The 23268-nt window shown below is 71.2% G+C and carries 12 protein-coding genes; 5 read left to right on the top strand and 7 right to left on the bottom strand.

Annotated elements, in window-relative coordinates; all coding sequences use genetic code 11:
- Positions 1 to 2: 2 nt before the first annotated feature.
- Entirely contained in the window at positions 3 to 6947 is a 6945-nt protein-coding gene (locus AB0I11_RS26830; RefSeq protein WP_357326236.1) for a polymorphic toxin-type HINT domain-containing protein, read from the bottom strand.
- A gap of 43 nt (positions 6948 to 6990) precedes the next feature.
- A complete protein-coding gene (locus tag AB0I11_RS26825; RefSeq protein ID WP_357326233.1) occupies positions 6991 to 11691 on the bottom strand; it encodes a carboxypeptidase regulatory-like domain-containing protein in 4701 nt (1566 codons plus the stop codon).
- A 180-nt stretch (positions 11692 to 11871) separates the two neighbouring features.
- Between AB0I11_RS26825 and AB0I11_RS26820 the strand changes: the two genes are divergently transcribed.
- The gene (locus tag AB0I11_RS26820) at positions 11872 to 12654 is read left to right on the top strand and encodes an AfsR/SARP family transcriptional regulator (RefSeq protein ID WP_357326230.1); all 783 of its coding nucleotides are present in this window, start codon (positions 11872 to 11874) and stop codon (positions 12652 to 12654) included.
- 15 nt (positions 12655 to 12669) lie between these two features.
- On the opposite strand, the gene recG is transcribed toward AB0I11_RS26820, so the two are convergent.
- Positions 12670 to 14922 carry an ATP-dependent DNA helicase RecG gene (gene recG / locus AB0I11_RS26815; RefSeq protein ID WP_357326227.1) on the bottom strand — a complete coding sequence of 751 codons (2253 nt, stop codon included), beginning with the start codon at positions 14920 to 14922 and terminating at the stop codon, positions 12670 to 12672.
- Entirely contained in the window at positions 14919 to 16541 is a 1623-nt protein-coding gene (locus tag AB0I11_RS26810) for a DAK2 domain-containing protein (RefSeq protein WP_357326224.1), read from the bottom strand. The genes recG and AB0I11_RS26810 overlap by 4 nt, the downstream gene beginning before the upstream one ends.
- 480 nt (positions 16542 to 17021) lie before the next feature.
- Between AB0I11_RS26810 and rpmB the strand changes: the two genes are divergently transcribed.
- Positions 17022 to 17213, top strand: coding sequence for a 50S ribosomal protein L28 (gene rpmB / locus AB0I11_RS26805; RefSeq protein ID WP_091671657.1), 192 nt, complete (start codon positions 17022 to 17024; stop codon positions 17211 to 17213).
- A gap of 772 nt (positions 17214 to 17985) precedes the next feature.
- On the opposite strand, the gene AB0I11_RS26800 is transcribed toward rpmB, so the two are convergent.
- A complete protein-coding gene (locus AB0I11_RS26800) occupies positions 17986 to 18453 on the bottom strand; it encodes a GNAT family N-acetyltransferase (RefSeq protein WP_357326221.1) in 468 nt (155 codons plus the stop codon).
- Between the two features lie 63 nt (positions 18454 to 18516).
- The gene (locus AB0I11_RS26795) at positions 18517 to 19464 is read right to left on the bottom strand and encodes a thiamine-phosphate kinase (protein ID WP_357326218.1); all 948 of its coding nucleotides are present in this window, start codon (positions 19462 to 19464) and stop codon (positions 18517 to 18519) included.
- 162 nt (positions 19465 to 19626) lie between these two features.
- Here AB0I11_RS26795 and AB0I11_RS26790 point away from each other — a divergent pair, with 162 nt between their 5' ends.
- Positions 19627 to 19860 carry an Lrp/AsnC ligand binding domain-containing protein gene (locus AB0I11_RS26790; protein ID WP_013284547.1) on the top strand — a complete coding sequence of 78 codons (234 nt, stop codon included), beginning with the start codon at positions 19627 to 19629 and terminating at the stop codon, positions 19858 to 19860.
- On the top strand, positions 19861 to 20556 hold the full coding sequence (locus AB0I11_RS26785) for a DUF3515 family protein (RefSeq protein ID WP_357326216.1): 696 nt from the start codon (positions 19861 to 19863) through the stop codon (positions 20554 to 20556).
- A 25-nt stretch (positions 20557 to 20581) separates the two neighbouring features.
- Here AB0I11_RS26785 and AB0I11_RS26780 read toward each other — a convergent pair whose 3' ends face one another.
- On the bottom strand, positions 20582 to 21682 hold the full coding sequence (locus AB0I11_RS26780) for a D-alanine--D-alanine ligase family protein (protein WP_357326213.1): 1101 nt from the start codon (positions 21680 to 21682) through the stop codon (positions 20582 to 20584).
- 288 nt (positions 21683 to 21970) lie between these two features.
- Between AB0I11_RS26780 and AB0I11_RS26775 the strand changes: the two genes are divergently transcribed.
- Positions 21971 to 23206: an ATP-binding protein gene (locus AB0I11_RS26775; RefSeq protein WP_357326210.1), complete on the top strand. Its 1236-nt coding sequence runs from the start codon at positions 21971 to 21973 to the stop codon at positions 23204 to 23206.
- Positions 23207 to 23268 lie beyond the last annotated feature (62 nt).

Below are 23268 nucleotides of genomic sequence, written 5' to 3'. Positions count from 1 at the left end.
TCTCAAGGACGGTATAGCTCTGGCGGAATAACGCTTTTCAAGAGATCGGTCCCAGCTTTCCCAGGCCCGAATTCAGTCAGTCCGCCAGCTCGTAGAACGTCCGCACAGTACGTGATGCAACTGTTTGAAATCGGCGAGTAGTCGCGTAGATGCATCGTTCCCGCCGCGTTCACCTGCCTATCGATGAAGCCCAGGGCACCCTGTGGATTCGGCAGTTCGAAATCATGCGTGAAAGAGTTCGGACCGGGGCTGCCACCTATTCTCGGAACGTTGAGGTTGGAGGATCCACCGAATGGGTCAGGCATATCCATCGGTACAGCGTGCGTCATCACGGATTCGTCGCCCGACCTAACCTCAAGGTACGCGTGCCCCTTGTCCGGGTCCCAGTGGAACGTTGCGTTGGGACAGTTGTGAACTAGGACAGGGCTGGCCCCTGCCAGCACATAGTACGTGTGGATGTCGGCGACCGTGAGATCACGCATCCATTGCAGGCCGGTCCAGGTCCTGATGCTGGTGACGATCTGGTTGGCACGCCCGCTGTCGTCCCGGAGGTGATCGCCCGGCATGAGGTCTGCGGCCTCGACCCACTGCTGCCGGTCTGCGGCCCAGAATGGGTGGTGCCAGGTGGTGTGCAGGACGGTGGTGGCGCCCGTCTTCGCGTTCTTGATGGTGACGTCGGCCAAGTCGCGGTCGGCGTTGCGGTGCAGGACGGTGACCACCTTGGCGACCCGCCTACCGGTGTGCGGATCGGTCGCTAGCACTCTGTCGCCGACGCGCACGTCCTTGATCGCCTTGGTGCTGCCGTCGGCCATCAGGACCCGCGTCTTCGGACTAAAGCTGTGGCATCCCGAGGCCGCCCTCTCGGCGGCACCTGCAGATGCGTTGCTGGCGGAGCTGCGGAAGGCATTGCGGGTGAGGCCGCTGACGATGGCGCCGGCTTCCTTCTTGGCCGCCGCACCGCCGGCCGCCGCCGCAGCCCGTGCGCCCGCTCCGGACAGCATCGATGTCACGCCGGCCTTGATGGCTTGGCCGGCGACCGAGCCCAGACCGCCCATGACGCCGCCGACGACCGCGCCCACCGCCCCCTGTACCAGCATCCCGCCGAGGCTGAAATTGCCCTTGTGCTCGACTTTCGTCTCGATGGCGTAGGTGACCATGTTGCCGGCGGCTCCGGCGAGCGCGCCGCAGGCGACCGCGCCGACGCCGGTCCAGCCGATCGCCGCACCGCAGCCGACACCGACAACCACGCCGACGGCCGCCCCGGCGATCGCCGCCTTGTGGTCGTCCACCCAGTTGGTGGTTGCGGTGAAGCCCTTGTGCAGCTTGCAGCGCCAGTTGCACTTCTTCGGCTTGGGTGCCGGCGCGGGCGGCTTGTTCGGCTGCGTCTGCGTCGGACTGGTAGCTGCCGGTGGGGTGCTGCTGCAGAAGCCGCACCCGTCCGCGATGATCATTTGACCGGACGGGTCGGAGTGCACCACCGGGCTGTTGTCCGCGTAGGCGTAGCCCTCCATCGACTGCGGGTCGCTGCTGTCCAGCAGCGGGTCAACGGAGATGAACCGGCCCAACGCCGGGTCGTACTCGCGGGCGCCCACGTGGGTCAGCCCGGTCGGGTCGATTGTGCCGCCGACGAAGCCCTTGGTGTTCACCCAGTTGCCCGTCGAGCCGCGTGGAGTGCCGAACGGCGTCTGCCGGCGGATGGTGGCGACCTGGCTCTTCTCGTTGAGGCTCACGTCCTGGGTGCCCTGGTGGTCACTGGCCAGCCAGGTCAGCCCCGTGCCGGTGCGCTGCGCGACCGTGCCGCCGCCGAACGGGTAGTAGCGCGTACACGTCGCGGTCGCGGTGCTGTTGGTGTAGCGCACCTCCTGGTTCGGCAGGTAGAGCGTCCGCCCGGTGGTGTCCCGGCTGACCAGGCGGTTGCCGTCGGCGTCGTAGAGGTAGCTGACGGTGCCCGCGGTGTCGGTGACGCTCTGCAGGTGACCCTCCGCGTCCCAGAGCAGGGTCTGGGTGCCGTTCGGGCCGGGCCGGGTCTTGGTATTGCCGGCCTTGTCGTACGTGTAGGCCGCGGTGCGCGTACCGGTGTTGTCGGTCGTGGTGGTGCCGCGCAGCGCGTGCGGCTGCCCGCCGCTGGGGTCTGTGGGGGTGCTGTCGGTGAACTGGTAGTCGGTGGTGACCTGCCCGGCGGGCGTGACATGGTCGACGAGTTGCTGGCGGGCACCGCCGAGGGTGTACGAGTAGGTCTGCCAGTAGGGTGCGGGGCCGCCGAGCGTGCTCGTGGACGGCGCGGTGGCGCAGTCGTCGGCCACCGGCGTCCAGGCGTCCTTGAGTCGCTGGTAGCGGTCGTAGGTGAAGCACTGGATGTCGGTGTAGCCACCACCGGTCGGCGTGTCAGCGATCTTCGTGACATTGCCGGCGTCGTCGTAGCTGTAGTGCATGTCGGTGACGGTGTTCGGTGCCAGGCCGTCGCGGTGCACGCTGATCTCGTTGAGCCGGCCGGTGGTCTGGTCGGTCTCGAAGTTCAGGTACGCCCGTGACCCCATGCTGGTGAACAGGCCGGTGTAGAGCGTGTACTGGGTGGCGTGCGCGAGCGCGTCGTACCTGCTGTCCGACACGATGCTCGACTCGGCCTGGGTACCGTAGAGGTCGGTCAGGCTGAGCGGCTGGTCGAAGTCCGTGTAGTGGTAGAGCACGCTCTCGGCCTGCAGGTCGCCGGTCGCCGGGTAGCTGAGCCCGCTCGGGCTGCCATCGGGGTTGTAGCCGGAGCCGTACACGTACGTGCCGCCGAGCCCGGTCTCCGCGCTGGGGATCGTCACGCTGCTGACCAGGGGTTGGTAGCGCTTGTCGTACTGCTTGACGGCCTTGACGTAGCGGCGGTTGGAGTCGATCCGGCTGGACTGGTAGAGCTGGCCCTTCACCGGAGTGACGCCGTCGGCGAAGGTCGCCTGGTCGTAGTCCCACTGCGCCAGCTGGCCGCTGGAGGTGGGGCTGGTGCCCTTGTAGAGGGCAGTCTTCCGGTCGAGGGCGTCGTAGGTGTAGAAGAGCGACGCCGTATTGGCGTCGGTGCTGCCGATCAGCCGCCCGGCGGTGTCGAACCGCCTGGTGGATCTGCCGCCGTCCGGGTCGGTGCTGCTGGTCTGCCGGCCGCGCAGGTCGTAGCCGTACGACCAGGTGCTGCCGTCGGGAATGGTGATCGAGTCGAGCAGGCCGCGCCGGTTGTACGTGTAGTCGGTGTGGTCGTAGTCGGTGCCGGTGGCCGAGCGGGTCGGGTACCGACGCAGCTGGACCGTCCGGTCCCGCGCGTCGGTCCAGGTGGACGACGCCGTCGCGCCGTCCGGTGGCACGACGTCCGTGTGGTCGCCGCCGTAGATCGTGGTGGTGCGCCAGCGTTCCACGCCCTTCGGTTGGAACACCGAGGTGAGCGGCCGGCCGGCGCCGTCGTAACGGGTGGCGGTCTGGTTCGGCACGTCCTGCTGGATCAGTGGCTGCACGAGTTCCGTGCCGGGCGCGCCGGTCCGGTCGTAGTAGGCGCCGTAGTCCAGCACCTTGCGGCCGGCTGCGTCGTAGAAGCTGTCGGTCAGGATCCGGCCGCCGGACGGCGAGGCGGTCTGGGTCTGCCGTGGCCGCAGTAGGCCGTCATAGAGGCTGTACGACTTGGTGACGCCGCCCTTGGGGTTCAGGTGGCTGGTCGTCACCGCGTTCACGCCGTCGGTGCGGATGAGGTAGTCGTACGCGACGTCGGGGGTGTCAGCGCCGGGGTCCCGCCCCGGCTGCCACCCCTTGGTGAGCCGGCCCAGCCCGTCGTAGCGCAGGGTGGTGGTGAGCTGGTTGACGTCGCTGGTCGTGGTGGCCAGGCCCCAGGCCGGCTCGACCGTGGTGGTCGTGGTCCAGCCCATCGGGTTGGTGTCCACCGTCTGGGTCACCGGGCCGGTGCGGGCCGGCGTATAGCTGGTCCCCGAGTGGCGGTCAAGCGCGTCCCACGAGTCGACGGCGCGACCGAGGTCGTCGTAGCCGGTCCGGCTCACCTGCGCGTACGTGGGGCTGCCGTTGTTGTACGCGGTCATCTGTTCGGTCTGGGTCACGTCACCCTTGCTCGGCGCTGCCCCGTAGCCGTGCCCGTCGTAGAGCGTGCGCCCATCGCCGATGACGTCCGCCTCGGTGACCGTCCCGGCCGCCTTGGCGCAGTCCAGCGCGTACGTCTGCACCCGGTGGGGCAGTGCCATCAGCCAGGCCGGGGTGTTGCGGGGCTCGAAGGTGGTGACGGTGCACTGCTCGTCGCCGGTGACCGCCTCGTCGCCCCGGTCGTCCTCCTTGACCACCATGCCGTACTGGTCGAAGGTGCTCTTGCTGTAGGTCCTGCGCAGCCCGGGGGCGTGGTCGAGGGCGACTCGCGTGTGGGTGCCCTCGGTGTTGACGAAGCGGGCATTGACCGTGACTCCGGCGATGGTGCGGGTCGCGGTGGGTGCCGACTGCCACGGGTCGTTGATCTCGCCGGAGACCTCCGCACCGCCGGGCCCGAGGAAGGTGCGCGACTCACGGGTCATCCCCGCGTACGCGTCGTCGTCGGGCACCGAGCCGCCCTCGGAGTCGGAGATCGACACCGACCGGCTGCCGGTGGGCAGGTGGTCGCCGTTCATGCCGCGGAAGAAGGTCGTCTCGGTGTACGTCTGCCCACCCGGGTCGCCGGTGGTGACGCCGACCTTGCCGTATCCCCGCCACTGCGACCAGGTCTTGGCCTCGTCCGGGATCAGGCCGTCGTCGTCGGTGTAGTGCCAGGCCGGGCTGCCGAGATAGGTGTAGTGGTGCAGCACCCGGGTGGACCCGCCGGTGCGATCCGTCTCGGTCACCTCGTTGACGACGTACCGGTTGAAGTAGTCGGTCTTCTCACTGAAGCCCGGCGGCGTCCAGCGGACCGGGTAGCACCGCTTGGTGTTGCTCTCCGATGAAGCCGGCATGCTCTGCCCAGCGACGCAGTCGGTGTCCAGGTAGTCGACGTGCACGATCGCGCCGGTCTCGCTGTTGATGTCGGTCAGGCGCATCCAGTTCATCGGGGGCGAGTGGTCGACCGTGTCGACCCGGTTGGGCATCGCCTTGCCGGTGAAGGTCACATCCGGCAGCGACGTGGCGGTGCCGACAAGGCCGGTGTGGCTGATTCGGGCCAGCCACAGGCCGGCCCGGGTGCCGTCCTGGGGATCCGGATACGAGTGCGTGAGGGTCCATTGCTCGACGTTGCGGGACTTCCCGCTCGGCGCGTCGTACGTGCTGGTGGTGACTGTGGTGAGGCGGCGGGTGGTGTAGAACGACGGCATCCGGACGTCACACGACGTGCTGCTCGTGCACGCCAGATCCCACGGGGTGTCCGGCCAGTGGCTGGCGTCGTGGGTGGCACAGCCGCTCAGACAGCGGTCGCCGTAGGCGAAGTCGACCCGCGCAGCGGCGTGCCCGGTGAAGACGGTGTCCTTGCCGGTAGCCAGGTCGGGCTCGACCCGGGTGCCGTAGCTGACGTGGTCGAGGGTGCCGCTGCGCAGGTACGACTCGACCTTGCCGGTGCCGAGCGACTGGTAGTTGTTCGACTCGGTTGTGTACCAGTACGACATGGTGTTGCCGTGCGGGTCCACCACGTAGTCGAGGTTCCATCGCCACGCCTCCATGCAGGACGACGCGCTGAACGCCGTCTGGTGGCAGGGCTCCCCGGTGTGGTTGCCGAAGACCGGCACGGTCCAGGTGGAGGCGGTGGTGGCACCGGAGGTCCAGCCTGGAAGCTTGTTGCGGCCGAACCAGTACTGGGTGCCGTTGACCGTGGTGACGACCCACCACTCGCCGTTACGCGCGCCGTTGTCGGCGCCGGTCCGGCGCTCGATCCGGGAGCCGTCGTCGTGCCGCAGGTGCCACAGGTTGGGATCGGTGGCGTCCTTGATCAGGTCACCACCGGCGCCGTTGAGGCTCAGCGACGCGTTGTCGGTGGCCCAGCACTGGTCGTCGGCGTCCTTGTCGGCGGTCCCGGAGTTGTTGCCGTTCTTGGTGTCGTCTCGGCAGGTCTTGTAGCGGCGCTCGATGAAGCCGCTGGTGGCCAGCTCGAAGCCCTCACCGACCTCGGTGGGCTGGTTGTTCGACGAGACCATCCGGCCGTCGACCGACTGCGACGAGTAGCCGAGTTCCACCGTCGGGATCGGGCCGCCCAGCGCCGGCGGCACCCGCATCGGGTAGGACCAGTTGAAGTTGCCGGACGAGGTACCGGCCGACCAGGTGCCGGAAGAGGACAACTTCGTGGCTCCGTAGCTGCCGGACGACCCGGAGGGCGACGCGGTCAGCGCCATCAACTGCGCGCCGCCGACCGCCACATCGGCCGTGGCCCGCTTGGCGAGGGGGTCGTTGCGGGTGGGCAGCGCCGTGCCCCGGCACTCGGTCCGCGCCGGGGTGGTCAGCGCGCACTCCGGCAGCCGGACCAGTCGAAGCCGGGTCGACCAGTCCGCGCCGTAAGCGGTGGCAAACCGGCCGTAATCGACCGCGACGCCGACCGGGGCCGCGACCGCCGACCCGTCTGCGCGCCGGACTTGAAACAGCAGGCCGGGCAAGCCCGCCCGCGCCGACGCCGCGTGGTCGAGCACGTCGACGTGCAGCCGCGACGGCGGTGGTACCGACCGCGCCGCAGCGGCCGAGGCCGGCTGCCGGAAGGAGACCGGCGAGCCGCTCGGCGCAGACAGAGCGATGTCGACGCTGCCGGCGGACGGCCACACCGGCGCCGGGAGACTCCCCGCCTGCGGCAGATGGTTGACCCGCGACGGAAGCGCCGCCACCTTCCGCACCGGAATGCTCGGCTGCTGTGCCGCCTTCGGCGGCGTGAACGGCTCCGGCTTCGCGGCGAAGACCGGCTGCTCCGACATGGTCACGACCAGGCAGGCCGCGACCAGCATCGCCAGTACCGCCCGAGGGCTGGACGAGCGGAACCTCACCGTTGACCTCCATGGATCAGGGTGCGCAGGCAGGGAGAACATGTCAGGAGCCGGTGGCCGGCGGGTGGATCACGACGGCCTTTCCCGTCGGGAAGCCCTCGCCCTTCTCGTGGTAGGCGATCCCGTCGTGGTCGTACGGGTTCACCCAGACCGCCTCGCCATAGGGAACAGCCGTCGGGTCCGGCGGATCTTTGAAAATCATCTTTACCGATCCGTCTTCGCTGAAGATCATTTCCCAGGTGAGACGCAGGTCTGGTCGCTCATCGAATGCGTAGTTGCGCGCCTCGACAATGAACTGCCGATTCGGGGCGCTCCCTACCACAGCGGTCCACGTGCCGGACTGTTCGTCCTCCGAGGGGTTGGCACCCGGCCAGAACTCGACCTCGCCCCCGGCGGAACCATCCGTCGGATAGTCGTTGTACATGTATCCCGCACCGACCGACGCGGTCGTCCACTGACCGCCGTAGAACGGGAAGGCGAATGGCAAGGCCACCTCGTCGGACCCGTCGGGCAACAGCGTTTCGCCCGGGACCCACTCTGCCTGTTCCCAGGTACAGGAGTAGCCGTAGTCGTCGTTGTAAGTGCTCAGTGAGAGGTCGACAGTGATGTCGCCGTCGACATCCACGTTCGGCTCGTCGGCAGCGTCGCATCCCTGGTTCGCCTCGATGCCGTAGGTACCCCATTCGAGATCGCTGAACGAGTAGTGACCGAAGCCGTCCGACGTCGCTGGTTCCTGGCCGATCCGGAGTTCAGCGTCCTTCACGGGCTTTCCGTTGCGCAGCACGGTGCCGGAGAGCGAGCCGTAGTCGATCGGCCATGGATCATCGGGGTAGACGAACGTAATCGCCGTGGCGGGTGTAAGCACCGGGTCATGGAAGGAGTACTGCAGCCCGTAACCTCCACCGGGGCTGGTGATCCCGACGGCGGCGTTGCCGCCTCTCGTCCTGTCGTCTGTTGCTCCCGTGTAGTTGAAGGTCACGTCCCCGCTCGGGGAGAGCAACACTTCGAAGCTGACGCGTGCACCGGTCAAGGGGTAGAAGGCGATGTTGCGCCATTCCACGATGAACCGTTGGGCCGATCCAGAGCCTGTGGTCCCAATCCAAACGCTGGACTGGGAGTCGCGGTACAGGTCGTCCCAGAAGGGGAATAGCGCACCATGGGGCGCCTTCGACCGATCGGGCAGACTCACCGCCTGGTACGGGATCGAATAGCCCGGATCCTTGAACGTTAGGGCCCCGTCGCTCGACACCCACGCGGTGTCGAATGTCCCGCCGTAGTAAGGCAGCGAGAACGGCAGTGGGACGGCTGCGACTCTCTCCAAGGTCAGCTTCGTCGTGCCCGCCACGAAGGACGTGTTCGGCGTCGTCTTGCAGGTGTAGCCGTAGATGTCGGATTCCGGTGCCAGCATCAGGTCGATCGTCACGACGCGGTCGATGTCGACCTCGGTGGTAGCAATCTCGCCAGCACAACCGTTGCCGCCGGTCGTGGCGGTGACCTCGTAGGCGCCGGCGGCGATGCCGGTGAAGCTGTAGGTCCCTGTTGCGCCGGTTGTTCTGGTCAGGTTGCCGGGGGACAGTTGCACGGTGATGCCGGCCAACGCCGTGCCGGTGACCGCGTCCGTGACCCGGCCGGCGAGCGCAGGCGCTTCCTTGAACGTCAGTAGGGTCGACGCAATCGGGGACTTTCGGCCGGCGGCATCGATGCCCTGCACCATCAGCATCGGCGTGCCGACCGTCGTCGAAGTCAGGTCCGCCGGAGTCTGCCCGCCTGGGGTTGACAGGATTACGGTGTTGACCGAGCCGGATACTCCAACCTGGTACTGGATCTTGGTCACTGCCGGATCACCACCGGCACTCAACGTCGCTGAGATGGTCTGACCCACGTAGGCGGTGGCGCTGTTCGACACCGTCACGATCGGTGGGTTGGGCAGCTGAAGGAGAGTGAACTCCGACTCGGTGTTCAGCACAAGCCGGGCGTAGACGCGCAGGTCGTCGATGGCACCGGGGAAGAAGCTGGAGGCGGCGCCAGCCGTGCGGGCTCGCCCGACCGTTATCGGGCCGGTAGCGTCGAAGGTCGTGGCTGTTGCGGTGGCGGTCTGGAGCGCGCCGTCGACATAAAGTTTGAGCGCGTGGCTGGTGCCCTCGTAGGTGGCGAGCAGGCGGGTCCAGACCCCGGTGGCAGCGGTCGAGTTGGATAGCACGGCTGCGGTCGTCGGGGCGTCCACGTCCGTCGCGGCGACTGCGAACCTCCACTTCTTGTCGGTGACGCTGTAGCTGAGCAAGAACGGTGAGGTGCGGGTGCCGTCTTGGGCGACGATCGCTCGCTGCCCGGTGCCGGCTGTGCTGTCCAGCCGGACCGTGGCGGCCACGCTGAAGCTGCGGTTGGAGTGCACGGTTATCGGCCCGCCGGTCTGTGGGTCCCGGGTGGCGACGGGTCCGCTGGTGGCCGCGTATGCCGCAGTGCCGTTGAGGACAAGGGCCTTGCCGTAGCTGCCCCGTCCGGCGGCCCAACTGCCGCCGCTGACGGTCAACGTGTTGCCGTGCTCGGAGACGTCAGTTCCCGCTTGGTCGTCGAACATCCACCGTGCGTCCGGGCCGGTTCCAGCGCGGACGGTGAAGGTGTAGGTGTAGGGCGACGCCGAGAAGTTGCCGGCCTTGTCGCGCGACCACACGCGAAGGTTGTACGTCTGGTCGACGACGGGAGTGATGGAGCGGCTGGCGGCGTGATCAGTGGCATTGGCCGTCACCTGTGTTGCACTCGCCGCGCTGATGCCCGGGTCGAGAGTGAAGGCGTAGCCGTCGAAGTCTCCAGGGATCGTCGCCGGAGGCTTGAAGACGAAGTCCCCCGCTGTACCGACACCGCCGTGTGCCTGGCCGTCGTTCGGATAGGTCGTCGAGATGACCGCGCTCGGCGCGGCTGGCGCGGTCACGTCGACCTGAAACTCGCAGGTCGCCGAGTACTGCCCGCTGTCAATGCCGTCGTTGGCGACGGCCTGCACGACGTAGATGCCGCCATCGGTCAACCGTCCCGTCGGGATGGTGGCGGTGGCGTACTGGCCGGAGACGATCGAGCCCTGCGCGACCGAGTCCGTGCTGTTGCGGGTGCCACCGCTGAGCTTCCACCAGTAGAAGGTGCCCTTGAGCAGCCGCACGGTCCCGTCCGGGTCGGTGAGCCGCGCCTTCAGCGTGGGGGTCAGCGTCCGGACGTACGGGCGGGAGGCGCCCGTAACGCAGGGACCGGCCGCGACGCTCAACTGGTCCGGCGCGTTGGGGTACGAGTTGTAGATGACGGTCAACAGCGCCGTACCGGCGTCGAACTTCTTCCACTGATTCTTGTCGGATTCGCTGACCGCACGCAGCCCGAAGGTCAGGGTGCCGTTCGTGCCCCCGGACGCCTTCTGCACCGCGCTGGTGACGCCCCACTCGGTGCGCCTGCGCACCCGGTCGTGCGCGTGGCTGTTCGCCGTGGCGACCACCGCGCCCCAACTGCCGGAGTTGTTCGACCAGGCGGTGCCGGAACTGATTCCGCCGGTGACCCGCACCTGGGTGCCGTAGTCGGTGTTGGTGTACGAGTAGACGGTGTCCATCGACAGCTTGGCGTCCTGCACGTGCTTGTGCAGCAGTGTGCCGATGCCGAAGGCGAACAACGACCGGTAGATCATGGCCTGCGGCTCGGTCGTGTAGCCCACCTTGGCGCACTGGATGGAGCCGTACGGGTCGGGGCAGTCCTGCTTGTCGTAGCTCCAGTACGACTGGCTCGGGAACGTACTGTTGATCATCGTCCAGGCCGACTTGCCGAACGCCGGGTCGATGTAGACCGGGAATCGGGTCGCCTTGTCCCGCAGCATGGCGAGGTCCGGGCGAACCAGGAGGTCGTGGCCGGTGAGCTCGATCGGCATCGCGGCTCGCACGGTACCGGGCCGAGCCAGCCGCGAGCCCAGGTTGGGGCCGGCCGCCCGCTCGGTCGGCGTAGACGAGTCCCACATCGCCGGAGTGCCGGAACCGAACAACGGCGTGCCCGCGTCGTCGACCGCGGTCAGATCCCCCGCGCGGCCCTGGCGTAGCCGCAAGCCCTTGGCTGTGGTCCGGAACCGCACCGCGGCCAGCGCGGGGTTGGCGGCAGACTGGGCGTCCTTGACCACCAACAGCTCGGAGTAGCCCTCGACCTCGGCCGTCAGCACCAGGTCCACACCGGGAAGGACATCCGGGTAGGTGGCACGGGCACCGGCAAGCTTCGGCGCCGGCAGGGTGGTCGGCCAGCGCAGAGTCAGCTCGGCAGGGCCCCTGCCGATGGTCACGACAGGGCCGCTGCCTCCGCCGGAGAACGAGATCCGCAGCGAGGTCGCAGCCGGCACGACCCGTCCGTCCACCGTCCGGTGCAAGGAGGGATCAGGCTTGACCCAGCGCCCGGCCGTCTTCCTTACCCGCTGCACAGCCGCCGCGGCCCTGGTGGTGAAGGAGCCGTTCGGGTTGGCGAACACCTGCAGCTTTTCGCCGCGCGCGGCGGCTACCTCAACCTGGCCGTGACAGGCGGCCGCCGCTCGCGCGGCCGCGGTCTCGTCCGTGGCCGTGTCGGGGCATTTCGCAGCTGGCGATGCCGCCGCGGCGACGGCGGGCCCCCGCATCACCACGACGGCTGCGCCCGTTAGCAGCACGGCGAGGAGGACGGCAAGGCACGATCGTCTGGCGGCTGCGCCAAGCCCGTCCACCCTAACGCGCGACACATGGTGTTCACTGCGGTCCACGGCTACCCCCGTATTCAAGTGCCGACTGCCAGATCATGCTCATCGACGTCTGCGCATTCATTGCACGTTCTTACGCATATCTCGCGCACATCGAGATCACTCGATTAACTTGCTGGCTGATACTTGTGAACCGAGGGCGGGACACCTACCGTCATGACCGGGTCACACGGGGGAGTTGGGTTGGAGATCAGATTTGCCCTGCTTGGCACCTTGCAGGCGACTGTCGACGGCGTGGAGCTGAGCCTGGACGTCGCCATGCTCAGGGCGGTGCTGGCCACACTGCTTCTCGCCGGCGGTCAACGCGTCAGCGCCAGCCGGCTGGCTCAGGCGCTTTGGGCCGCCCCGCCCCGGTCGGCGATGTCGAATCTCCGCACTTACCTCGCCCGGGTGCGTGCCATCCTGCGTACTGGCAGCCCGGTGATGGCAACACGACTGGTCACCGTGCCCGAGGGTGGTTACCTCCTCGCGCTCACTCCCGACGAGCTGGACGCGCGCGTCTTCACGGACCTCTTCCGACGCGGCCAGGTGCACCTTTCGGCCGGCGAACACGGCGCCGCGGCGACGCTTCTCCACGACGCGCTCGCGCTCTGGCGTGGTCCCGCGGGTCAGAACATCACCGTCACCGGCACGCTCGCCCAGCAACTCGCCGACCTCGACGAACAGCGTGTCATCGCCACCGAGGACTTCGTTGACGCCCGCCTCGCACTCGGCGCCACAAGTGGTTTGCTGCCCGAGATCCGGGCCCTCCTGCTCGACCAGCCGCTGCGCGACCGCCCCTGGGAACAGCTGATGCGGGCTCTGTATCTCGCTGGTGACCCCGCCGGAGCCCTCGGCGCCTACCAAGAGGCTCGCCGACACTTCCGCGAGGCGCTGGGTATCGAGCCGTCCCGGCGCCTGGAGCAGCTCCAGGGCGCGATCCTGCGACGCGAAGAACTCGCCGTCGCGCATCCTGCGCTGCCCTAGGCCGGCCTGAGCGAGTCAGCCCTTCTCCAGGTATTCGGCGCGTTCCTCGTCGACGAGCGCGGCCACCGAGGCGGCCAGCGCCGGGTGCCGCTCCAACTCCGGATCCTCCTCGACCAGGGCGATCGCCTCGGCGCGGGCGTCCCGGATCAGCTCGGTGTCCCGGAGCAGCGAGAGCAACCGCAGATGGGAACGGCGCCCCGACTGGCTGGCGCCCAGCACGTCACCCTCCCGGCGCTGCTCCAGATCCAGCTCGGCCAGCTTGAAACCGTCCGTGGTGGACGCCACCGCGTCGAGGCGTTCCCGGGCGGACGAGCCCTCCATCGCCTCGGTGACCAGCAGGCAGAGGCCGGCGGCGGAGCCCCGGCCCACCCGGCCGCGCAGCTGGTGCAGCTGGGAGACGCCGAACCGGTCGGCGTCCAACACGATCATCATGGTGGCGTTGGGCACGTTGACGCCCACCTCGACGACCGTGGTGGCCACCAGCACGTCCAGGTCCCCAGCGGCGAAGGCGCGCATCACCGCGTCCTTCTCGTCGGCCGGCAGCCGCCCGTGCAGCACCCCGATCCGCAGCCCGTGCAGCGGCCCCTCGGCGAGCAGCGGTGCCACCTCGGTCACCGCCAGCGGCGGGCGCCGCCCGTTGTCGTCCTCGCGCGGGGGCTCCTCGTCGGAGACCGGCCCTGGTCCGGAGTCCGGCGCCTCCGCGCTGGCCGCTCCGGCCCCGGACCCCGGATCCCCGATCCGCGGGCAGACCACGTACGCCTGGTGGCCCTTGCCGACCTCCTCGCGCAGCCGGCGCCAGGCCCGGTCCAGGAAGGCCGGCTTGTCCGCCGCCGGCACCACGTGCGAGGCGATCGGCGAACGCCCCTGCGGCAGCTGGGACAGCGTGGAGGTCTCCAGGTCGCCGTAGACGGTCATGGCGACCGTGCGCGGGATCGGCGTCGCGGTCATCACCAGCACGTGCGGCGGCTGGTCGGCCTTGGCGCGCAGCGCGTCGCGCTGCTCGACGCCGAAGCGGTGCTGCTCGTCGACCACCACCAGGCCCAGGTCCTGGAAGTCGACGCCCTCGTAGAGCAGGGCGTGGGTGCCGAGCACGATGCCGGCCCGCCCCTCGGCCACCTCGGCGAGCGCCCGCCGCCGGGCCGCCGCGCCGAGCGAGCCGGTGACCAGCTCCACCCGGGTGGCGTCGTCGGCGGCGCCCAGCTCGCCGGCCTGCGCCAGCGGGCCCAGCAGCTCGACGATGCCCCGGTGGTGCTGGGCGGCGAGCACCTCGGTCGGGGCGAGCAGGGCCGCCTGCCCGCCGGCGTCGACCACCTGGAGCATGGCCCGCAGCGCCACCAGGGTCTTGCCGGAGCCGACCTCGCCCTGCAGCAGCCGGTGCATCGGGTGCGCGGTGGCCAGGTCCGCGGCGATCTCCCGGCCGACGACCTGCTGCCCCGAGGTCAGCTCGTACGGCAGCCGGGCGTCGAACGCGTCCAGCAGGCCACCGGGCCGCGCCGGCCGGGCCTTCGCCGGCCAGGCCGCCGCCCGGTGCTTGCGCTGCACCAGGGTGAGCTGCACGGCGAACGCCTCGTCCCACTTGAGCCGCCGCCGGGCCCGGTAGAGCGCCTCCTTGCTGGACGGCCGGTGGATCTCGCGCAGCGCGGTGCCGATGTCGGCCAGGTTGCGGGTGGCCCGGACGGTCGCCGGCAGCGGATCCTCCGGCGGGGTGAAGGTGTCCAGCACCACCCGCACACAGCGGGCGATCACCCAGGTCGGCACGGCCGCCGCGGCCGGGTAGACCGGGATCAGCGCCCCGGCGAACTCCTCGACCTCCTCGTTGGCGGCCGCCTCGCCGTCGCCGCCCTCACCCAGCAGCACGTACTCCGGGCCGTTGAGCTGCCGCTTGCCCCGGAACTCGGTGACCTTGCCGGCGAAGAGCCCCCACCGGCCGGGGCGCAGCTCCCGCTCCCGCCAGGCCTGGTTGCCGAAGAAGGTGAGGGTGAGCACCCCGCCCGAGCCGTCGCCGACGGTCACCTCCAGCAGGTTGCCCCGGCGCTGACGCATCGGCCGCACCGCGGTGCGCTGCACCTGCGCCAGCACGGTCACCTGCTCGCCCACGTCCAGCGAGCGGATGTCGGTGTGCTCGCCGCGCTCGTCGTACCGGCGGGGGAAGTGGTAGATCAGGTCGCCGGCGGTGTGCAGGTCGAGGTGGCTGGCCAGGGCCTTGGCGGTACGCTCCCCGACCAGCTTCTTCAGCGGCGTGTCCACCGTGCTCGGTTCGCTCGTCATTCGACCCCCAGCAGGAGCGGGTAGTGCGGCTGGCCGCCCTCGTACGCCTGCACCTCGACGAACGGCCAGGAGCGCTCGACGTGCTCGCGCACCCGGTCGGCCAGCCCCGCTGGGGCGTCCGCCCCACAGAGCAGGGTGACCAGCTCACCGCCGCCGCCGAGCATCCGGTCGACCACCGCGGTGCAGGTGTCCAGCAGATCCTGCCCGATCAGGTGCACCTCCCCCTCGACCAGGGCCAGCACGTCGCCGGGCCGGCACGGGCCGGCCACGGTGAGGGCCTCCTTGCTGGCGTGGCAGACCTCGGCGTACCGGCAGGCACCGGCCGCCTCGGCCATGGCGATGACGTCGTCCTCGAAGCGCCGCTGCGGATCGCGGACGGCCAGCGCGGCCAGGGCCTGCACGGGCGAGCGGGTCGGCACCACGCTCACCTTCACCCCGAGCCCGTGCGCCTCCCGGGCGGCCGCGCTCGCCACCGACTGGGTGTTCGGGTCGTTGGGCAGCACCACCACCCGGGCCGCCCCGGTGGCCCGTACCGCGTCGAGCAACTCGCCGGTGGACGGGTTGGCCGGCACCACGACGGCCCCCTCCCCGGCGAAGAGCTCGGCGATGCCGGCACCGGTGGCCACCACCACGGCCGCCCGGCCGTCGGGCCGCCACGCCGCCTGGGCGGCGGCCGGGGCCGGCTGGTCGGCGAAACGGGTCACGGTGATCCGGTGCGGCCGGCCGGCCACCACCCCCGCCTCGATCGCCGCGCCGACGTCGTTGACGTGCACGTGCACGTTCCAGGTGCCGCCGCCCGGGCCGCCGTCCCCGACGATCACCAGGGAGTCGCCGAGCGCGTCCAGCTCGGCGCGGAGCCGGCCCACCGCCGCGTCCGTGGCGTCGAGCAGATACTGCACCTCGTAGGCGTACTCCGGGGAGCCGGTCTCGCGCACGGCGGCGGCCGGCGGGCGGACCGCCGGCGACGGCACGGCCGGCGGCCGGGGACTCTCCCCGGTCACCACCTCGACCAGCGCGTCCAGCAGCAGGCAGAGACCCCGCCCGCCGGCGTCCACCACGCCGGCACGGGCCAGCGCCGGCAACTGCTCAGGGGTACGCGCCAGCGCGGTCGCCGCCGCCTCCGCTGCGGCCCGGCACACCGCGCGCAGGTCGTCGCTGTCCGCCTGTTCGGCGGCGCGCGCCGCGGCGGCCACCACGCTGAGCAGGGTGCCCTCGACCGGTTGGGCGACCGCGGCGTACGCGGCGGTGGCCGCGCCGGACAGCGCGGCGGCGAGTTGGCGGCCGCGGACCGCGGGCGCGGCGGCCAGCGTGTCGGCCAGGCCGCGCAGGATCTGCGACAGGATCACCCCGGAGTTGCCACGGGCGCCGAGCAGCGCGCCCCGGGCCATCAGCCGCAGCGCGTGCCCGTGCGGGGTGTGCCCGTCCTCGGGGAGGGTGCCCAGGTCCATGGCGAGGGCCTGCTGGGCGGAGGTGAGGGTGAGCACCAGATTGGTGCCCGTGTCGCCGTCCGGGACCGGGTAGACGTTCAGGTCGTCGATCTCGCCCTGGTGGCGCTGGAGGGCGGCCAGCCCGCTCGCGCACCACCGGCGCACCGCGGCCGCGTCGAGGGTGTCCAGCACGTCGGGAAGCCTACTGGCGCGGACCGACACCCGCCGGGGTCGCCCGGCGTGTCCGGCCGCCGGGTCGGATCAGCGTCGCCGGCCCTCCGCCGGTACGCTTGCCGCCTTCCCGCCCGCCACCCCCCGCTCGACGGGCCCGGCGCCTCATGCACGACGGTCTCGCGGCCTCGCGCTTGGCGGGTCCGGCGCCACATGCACGACGAGTCTCGCGGCCTCGCGCTCGGCGGTCCGGCACCTCGTGCGCGACGGGTCTGGCGGCTCGTTCACAGCGTGTCCGGCGGGTCCCGCTCGGCGGGTCCGGCGACTCGTGCACGCGGGTCTGGCGGGTCCCGCTCGGCGCCGCTGGAGCCTGGGAGCCGGAACCGCCGGCCGCCGGCCGGGCCGGTTGGCCGGACCGGCCGGTCATCGGGTAACCTGACCAGGTTGCCCGGGCTGCGCCTGGCGGCGACCTCATGAACGTATCAATCCCAGGAGTATCCCGTGGCTAGCGTGTGCGACGTCTGTGGCAAGGGGCCGGGCTTCGGCCACAACGTGCCCTGGTCCAAGAAGAAGACCAACCGCCGCTGGAACCCGAACATCCAGTCGGTGCGCACCCCGGCTGGTGGCGGCAACACCAAGAAGTTGCAGGTCTGCACGTCGTGCATCAAGGCCGGCAAGGTCACCCGCGCCTGACGCGGTAGCACCACCCAAACTCGTCGGATGCCGGCGGACCCTCCAGGGCCCGCCGGCTTTCGTCGTGCCCGCCACGCGGCTCAGCCCATCGGATCGCGTCGTGCCACCCGCCGCACGCTTTGCGGCAAAACGGGCCCTGCCCAGACCCGGAAACCACAACCTGCCGCAACCCGCGTAGATCAACCGCCCCATCCGGCCCCCGGGCCGGCCGCTCCCGTCGGGCACACGCACCGATTGCGGCAAGTCGGGGCCTGCGCGGGCCGGGAGACCACAACCTGCCGCAACCCGTGTGAATCACCGCCCCATCCGGCCCGGCCGGCAACCCCTATGGATCACCGTCCCATCCGGCCCCCGGCCGGCCGCTCTCGTCGGGCACACGCACCGATTGCGGCAAGTCGGGGCCTGCGCGGGCCGGGAGACCACAACATGCCGCAACCCGCGTGGATCAACCGCCCCATCCGGCCCCCGGCCGGCAACCCCTGTGGATCACCGCCCCATCCGGCCCCCGGCCGGCCGCTCTCGTCGGGCACCCGCACCGATTGCGGCAAGTCGGGGCCTACGCGGGCCAGGAAACCACAACCCGCCGCAACCCGTGTGAATCAACCGCCCCATCCGGCCCCCGGGCCGGCCGCTCCCGGCGGGCACACGCACGGATCGCGGCAAGTCGGGGCCTGCGCGGGCCAGGAAACCACAACCTGCCGCAACCCGTGTGGATCATCGCCTGCCGAGCGGGACAGCGGATCACGCCCGCCGGGCGGGGCGAGGGGTGTGGTCAGAGGGGGCGGGCGAAGGAGAGGCAGCCGGGTTCGTCGCGGTAGAAGCCGAAGTTCGGGATCGGCTCGTAGCCGGCCGCGGTGTACAGGGCGATGGCCTCGGGCTGCCGGTCGCCGCACTCCAGGATGATCCGCTTGCGGCCCTGCTCCCGCGCCGACCGCTCGACCGCGGCCAGCACCGAGCGCGCCACACCCCGGCCGCGGGCCGCCGGCGCGGTGTACATCCGCTTCAGTTCGGCGGTCTCGCCGTCGTCGCCGTGGCTGCGCCAGCCGCCGCACCCCACCGGCTGCCCGTCGAGGTAGGCCACCAGGAAGGTGCCCGCCGGGGGCTCGAACTCCGCCGCGTCGACCGGCGTCTCGTCGCCGCTGCCGCCGTACCGCTGGCCCAGGTCGGCCAGGGCCGCCCGGATCAACGCCTGCGACTCGGCGGCGTCGAAGCGCCGAACCCGGATCTCGATCTCGCTCACGCCTGAAGGGTACGACCGGGTCCGGCCCGGTCCGGGGCCCGCCAGCCCCAGGTCGGACGCAGATCACTCCGCCCGGCGGAAGTGGTCCCAGCCGCCCGGTCCGGAGTGGGCCGCCCCGTCCACGGTCACCCCGGCGCCCTCGGCCACCCGCCCGATCGGCCGCCAGCCCGCCGGCAGGGTCGCCGTCGCCGGGAAGGTCGCCGCCAGGGCGTGGTCGTCGCCGCCGGCCAGGATCCAGGAGTACGGGTCGACGCCGAGCGCCTGGGCGGCGTCCCGCATCTGCCGGGGTACCTCGAACGCGTCCCGGGTCAGGTCGATCGCCACCCCGCTGGCGGTGGCGACGTGTCCCAGGTCGGCCAGCAGCCCGTCGGAGACGTCGATCATGGCGGTGGCGCCGGCGCGGGCGGCCTCCGGGCCGGCCGGGTAGGGCACCTCGGGGCGGCGGAACGCCTCGACGAGCAGCCGGGGCGTCCGGAACCCCCGGGACAGCACGGTGAAGCCGGCCGCCGCCCAGCCGGTCCGCCCGGCCAGCGCCACCAGGTCGCCCGGGCGGGCTCCGGAGCGGACCACCGGTGGCCGGCCGCCCAGGTCGCCCAGGGCGGTCACCGCGATGGTCAGGGTGGGGCTGGCGGACATGTCGCCGCCGACCACGCTCGCGCCGACCAGGGCCGCCTCGGCGGCGAGCCCGTCGGCCAGTTCCTCCGCCCAGGCGGGGTCCAGCTCGGCCGGCATGCAGAGCGCCACCAGCAGCGCGGTCGGGGTGGCACCCATGGCCGCGATGTCGGCCAGGTTGGCGGCGGCCGCCCGATGCCCGACGTCCCGGGCCCCGGACCAGTCCCGCCGGAAGTGCCGCCCCTCGACCAGCACGTCGGTGGAGGCCGCCACCCGCCCGTCCGGGGTGGCGACCACCGCGGCGTCGTCCCCGGGGCCGAGCAGGCAGCTCTCCCCGTACGTCAGCCGGGCGGTGACCCGGTCGATCAGTCCGAACTCTCCGACACCCGCGACTGTCATGCCGTCCTCTCGTCGCGCTCGCACGATCCGCAGTACCTCCACCACCACTCGGCGTGTGCTCGCTCACCGCGTCCGGACGGCGACCGATAGGGATCACGCCTGTTCCGTACGGTAGTTTCACCCTTCGGGCCGCCCCAGGCGGCGACGGACGGAGGTCGAGTCGTGGTACAGGCGTACATCCTCATCCAAACCGAGGTCGGCCGGGCGCGTGACGTGGCCGGACTGATCGCGGACCTTGCCGGCGTGGTGCGGGTCGACGCCGTCACCGGGCCGTACGACGTGGTCGTGCTCACCGAGGCGAACACCGTCGACGAGCTCGGCAAACTCATCGTCAGCAAGGTGCAGATGGTGCCCGGCATCACCCGCACCCTCACGTGTTCGGTGGTGCGCCTGTAAGTGGACGAGATCGGTAACTCCCCCACCCGCGACGGCTCCCCGGCACAGGAGGAGCCGCGCCGCGACGCGACGCAGGAGGCCCCGCGCCGCGACCGCGCCACCCGCCGTGCCGCCCTCTGGGCCACGCTGGTCGCCGTGCCGGTCACCCTGGCGGTGGCCGGGTTCACCTTCGCCAAGCTCGCCCCGGACGAGCCGGCCGCCCCGACGGCCTCGCCGAGCGCCGTCCGCTCGCAGTCGAGCACCCCGGTCCAACTGCCGGCCCCGGACCTGGCCGAACGGCCCGCGACGGTCTGCCGTGCCCTGGTGTCCCAGCTTCCGCCGACGGTCCGGGACCTGAACCAGCGGCCGGTCGCCGCCGGCGCCGAGCAGAACGTCGCGTACGGCGATCCGGCGCTGACCGTGGCCTGCGGCGGCACCCCGCCGCTCAAGCCCTGCCCGTCCCCCACCGCCGGTGGCGCCCTGCCCGCCGGTTGTTTCCCGAACACCGACGAGGTGTGGGGGGTCAACCGGGTCTGCTGGCACCCGATCGAGCAGGCCGACGGGACCGTGCTGACCACCGTCGACCGGGAGGTCCCGGTCCAGGTCCGGGTCCCGAAGGAGTACGGCCCGGCGCTGCAGTGGCTGGGGGCCATCTCCGACGTGATCGTGGCCACGGTGCCGTCCGCGAAGACCGCGCCCGCCGGCTGTACGGCCTGACGCCCGCCGCCGGCCGCGGCGACAGTCAGCGGCCGGCGCGGCGCAGGGCGGTACGGATCAGGCGGTTCACCAGCTTCGGGTACTCCAGCCCACTCGCCGCCCACATGCGCGGGAACATCGAGGTCGGGGTGAAGCCCGGCATGGTGTTGATCTCGTTGAGGTAGACGTCCAGCTCCGGGGTGACGAAGAAGTCGACCCGGGCCAGGCCGGAGCAGTCCAGCGCGGTGAAGGCCCGGGTGGCGTACTCCTGCACCTGGCGGGTGACCCGCTCCGGCAGGTTCGCCGGCACGTCGTACTCGCAGACCTCGTCGGCGAAGAGGTACTTGGCCTCGAAGTCGTACCAGTCGCGGTCGCCGATCATCCGCACCTCGGCCAGCACCGACGCCTCGGGCGCGCCGCCGGCCTCGCCCTCCAGCACGCCGCACTCGATCTCGCGGCCGACGACCGCGCCCTCGACGAGCACCTTGGTGTCGATCTCGCGGGCCGTGGCCACCGCCGCGTCGAGCTGGGACCAGTCGTCGACCTTGGTGATGCCGAAGGAGGAGCCGGCGCGGGAGGGCTTGACGAAGACCGGCAGGCCGAGGCGCTGCTTGTCGTCCTCGGTCATGGTCATCCCGCTGCGCAGCACCACGTACGGGCCGACCGGGATGCCCTCGGCGGCGCAGAGCTTCTTGGTGAACTCCTTGTCCATGGCGGCGGCCGAAGCGAAGACGTTCGCCCCCACGTACGGGATGTCGGCCATCTCCAGCATTCCCTGGATGGTGCCGTCCTCGCCGTAGGCGCCGTGCAGCACCGGGAAGACGACGTCGACGTCGGCCAGCGCCCGGGGGCCCTGCGCCGGGTCGAGCACCAGCAGCCCACCGACCGCCGGGTCGGCGCGCAGCACCAGTTCGGCGCCGGAGCCGGCGGTGATCTCCGGCAGCTTCCGGTCGGTGATCGCGAGCTGCGTCGGGTCGGCGCTGGCCAGCACCCACTGCCCCTGTCGGGTGATGCCGACCGGCACCACCTCGAACTCGTCCGGGTCGAGGGCACCCAGCACGCTGCCCGCGCTGACGCAGGAGATGCCGTGCTCGGGGCTGCGCCCGCCGAAGACGATCGCCACGCGGGTCTTGCCTGGGGTGGTCACTGAAGGTCACCTCATCGTTCGCGACTGCGGCTGGCCGTGCTCGCCGGTGGCGCTCACCGGGTTGACCCTACTGTGCGTGGCGAGCAAGGGCAGCCGATACCCGGCAGCGGGCGGGCGCGACGCGCAATCGGTCAACCGGCCGAATACGGTGAGTAACGACGCGGAGAGGGCCGTCCGGATCGACCGGTTGGGCGCGCCACCGCTTCGGCCCGCCCAGGGAAGCGGCGGTGGATCCCGGGGCCGGAGGGTGAGCGGGCCGCGCCGGGCGGGCACTACGCTGCTCGTCCTATGAGCGCCGATCCCCTCATCGACAGCCTGCTGGCCGCCCTCGACGCCCGCCCCGACGACCTGCCGCTGCGGCTGCACCTGGCCGGGCTGCTGCTCGACGCCGGCCGGGGCGCGGAGGCGATCGCGCAGGTCGGGCAGGCGCTCGCCCGGGACCCGGGCAACGCCCAGGCGCAGGCGATCATGCAGCGGGCGCTCGGCGTACCCGCCGCCGAGCCGGTGACTCCGCCGGCGCAGCGCGCGGTCCCGGCGGGCGACGACCCGCTGGCGGCGTACGAGCAGGAGCTGGCCGACGTGGTGCCGCCGCGCTTCGCCCGGGCCGGCGACGAGCGGGAGCCGGTCCAGGGTGACGACGACCGGGTGTACGACGTGGAGTCCCCGCCGGTCCGGCTGGCCGACGTGGGCGGCATGGCGGCGGTGAAGGAACGCCTGGAGCTGGCCTTCCTGGGCCCGCTGCGCAACCCGGAGCTGCGCCGGATGTACGGCAAGAGCCTGCGCGGCGGGTTGATGCTCTACGGCCCGCCCGGCTGCGGCAAGACCTTCCTGGCCCGGGCGGTGGCCGGCGAGATGGGGGCAAAGTTCGTCTCGCTGTCGATCGTGGACGTGCTGGACATGTGGATCGGCAACTCGGAGCGGAACCTGCACGAGCTCTTCGAGGCGGCCCGGCGCAGCGCGCCCTGCGTGCTCTTCCTGGACGAGATCGACGCGCTGGGGCACAAGCGCTCGCAGGTCTCGTCGAGTTCGATGCGGACCCTGGGCAACCAGTTGCTGGCCGAGCTGGACGGCATGGAGGGCGACAACGAGGGCGTCTTCGTGCTGGCCGCGACGAACACCCCGTGGGACGTCGACCCGGCGCTGCGCCGGCCGGGGCGGCTCGACCGGGTGGTGCTGGTGCTGCCGCCGGACGCCGAGGCCCGGGCCGCGATCCTGGAGTACCACCTGCGGGAGCGGCCGATCGCCAACATCGACCTGCGCCGGCTGGTCGCCGCGACGGAGGACTACTCCGGCGCCGATCTGGCCCACCTCTGCGAGACGGCGGCCGAGTTCGCGATGGCCGACTCGGTACGCGCCGGCGTGGTCCGGATGATCGAGCAGCGGGACCTGGAGCGGGCGCTGTCGGAGGTCCGCCCGTCGACCCGTCCGTGGCTGTCGACGGCCCGCAACGTGGCCATGTTCGCCAACGAGGGCGGCGTCTACGACGACCTGGTCGCCTACCTGAAGCGGCGCAAGCTGCTGTAGGGCCGGGCGGCCGGTGGCGGGACCTGCCACCGGCACCCGGCGGCGGATCCGGGCGGCCGGTG

This window comes from Micromonospora sp. NPDC050495 (assembly GCF_040655175.1).
Taxonomy (GTDB): domain Bacteria; phylum Actinomycetota; class Actinomycetes; order Mycobacteriales; family Micromonosporaceae; genus Micromonospora.
Note: the sequence above shows the minus strand (reverse complement) of the source record. Positions and strands in the feature narration are given on the sequence as shown.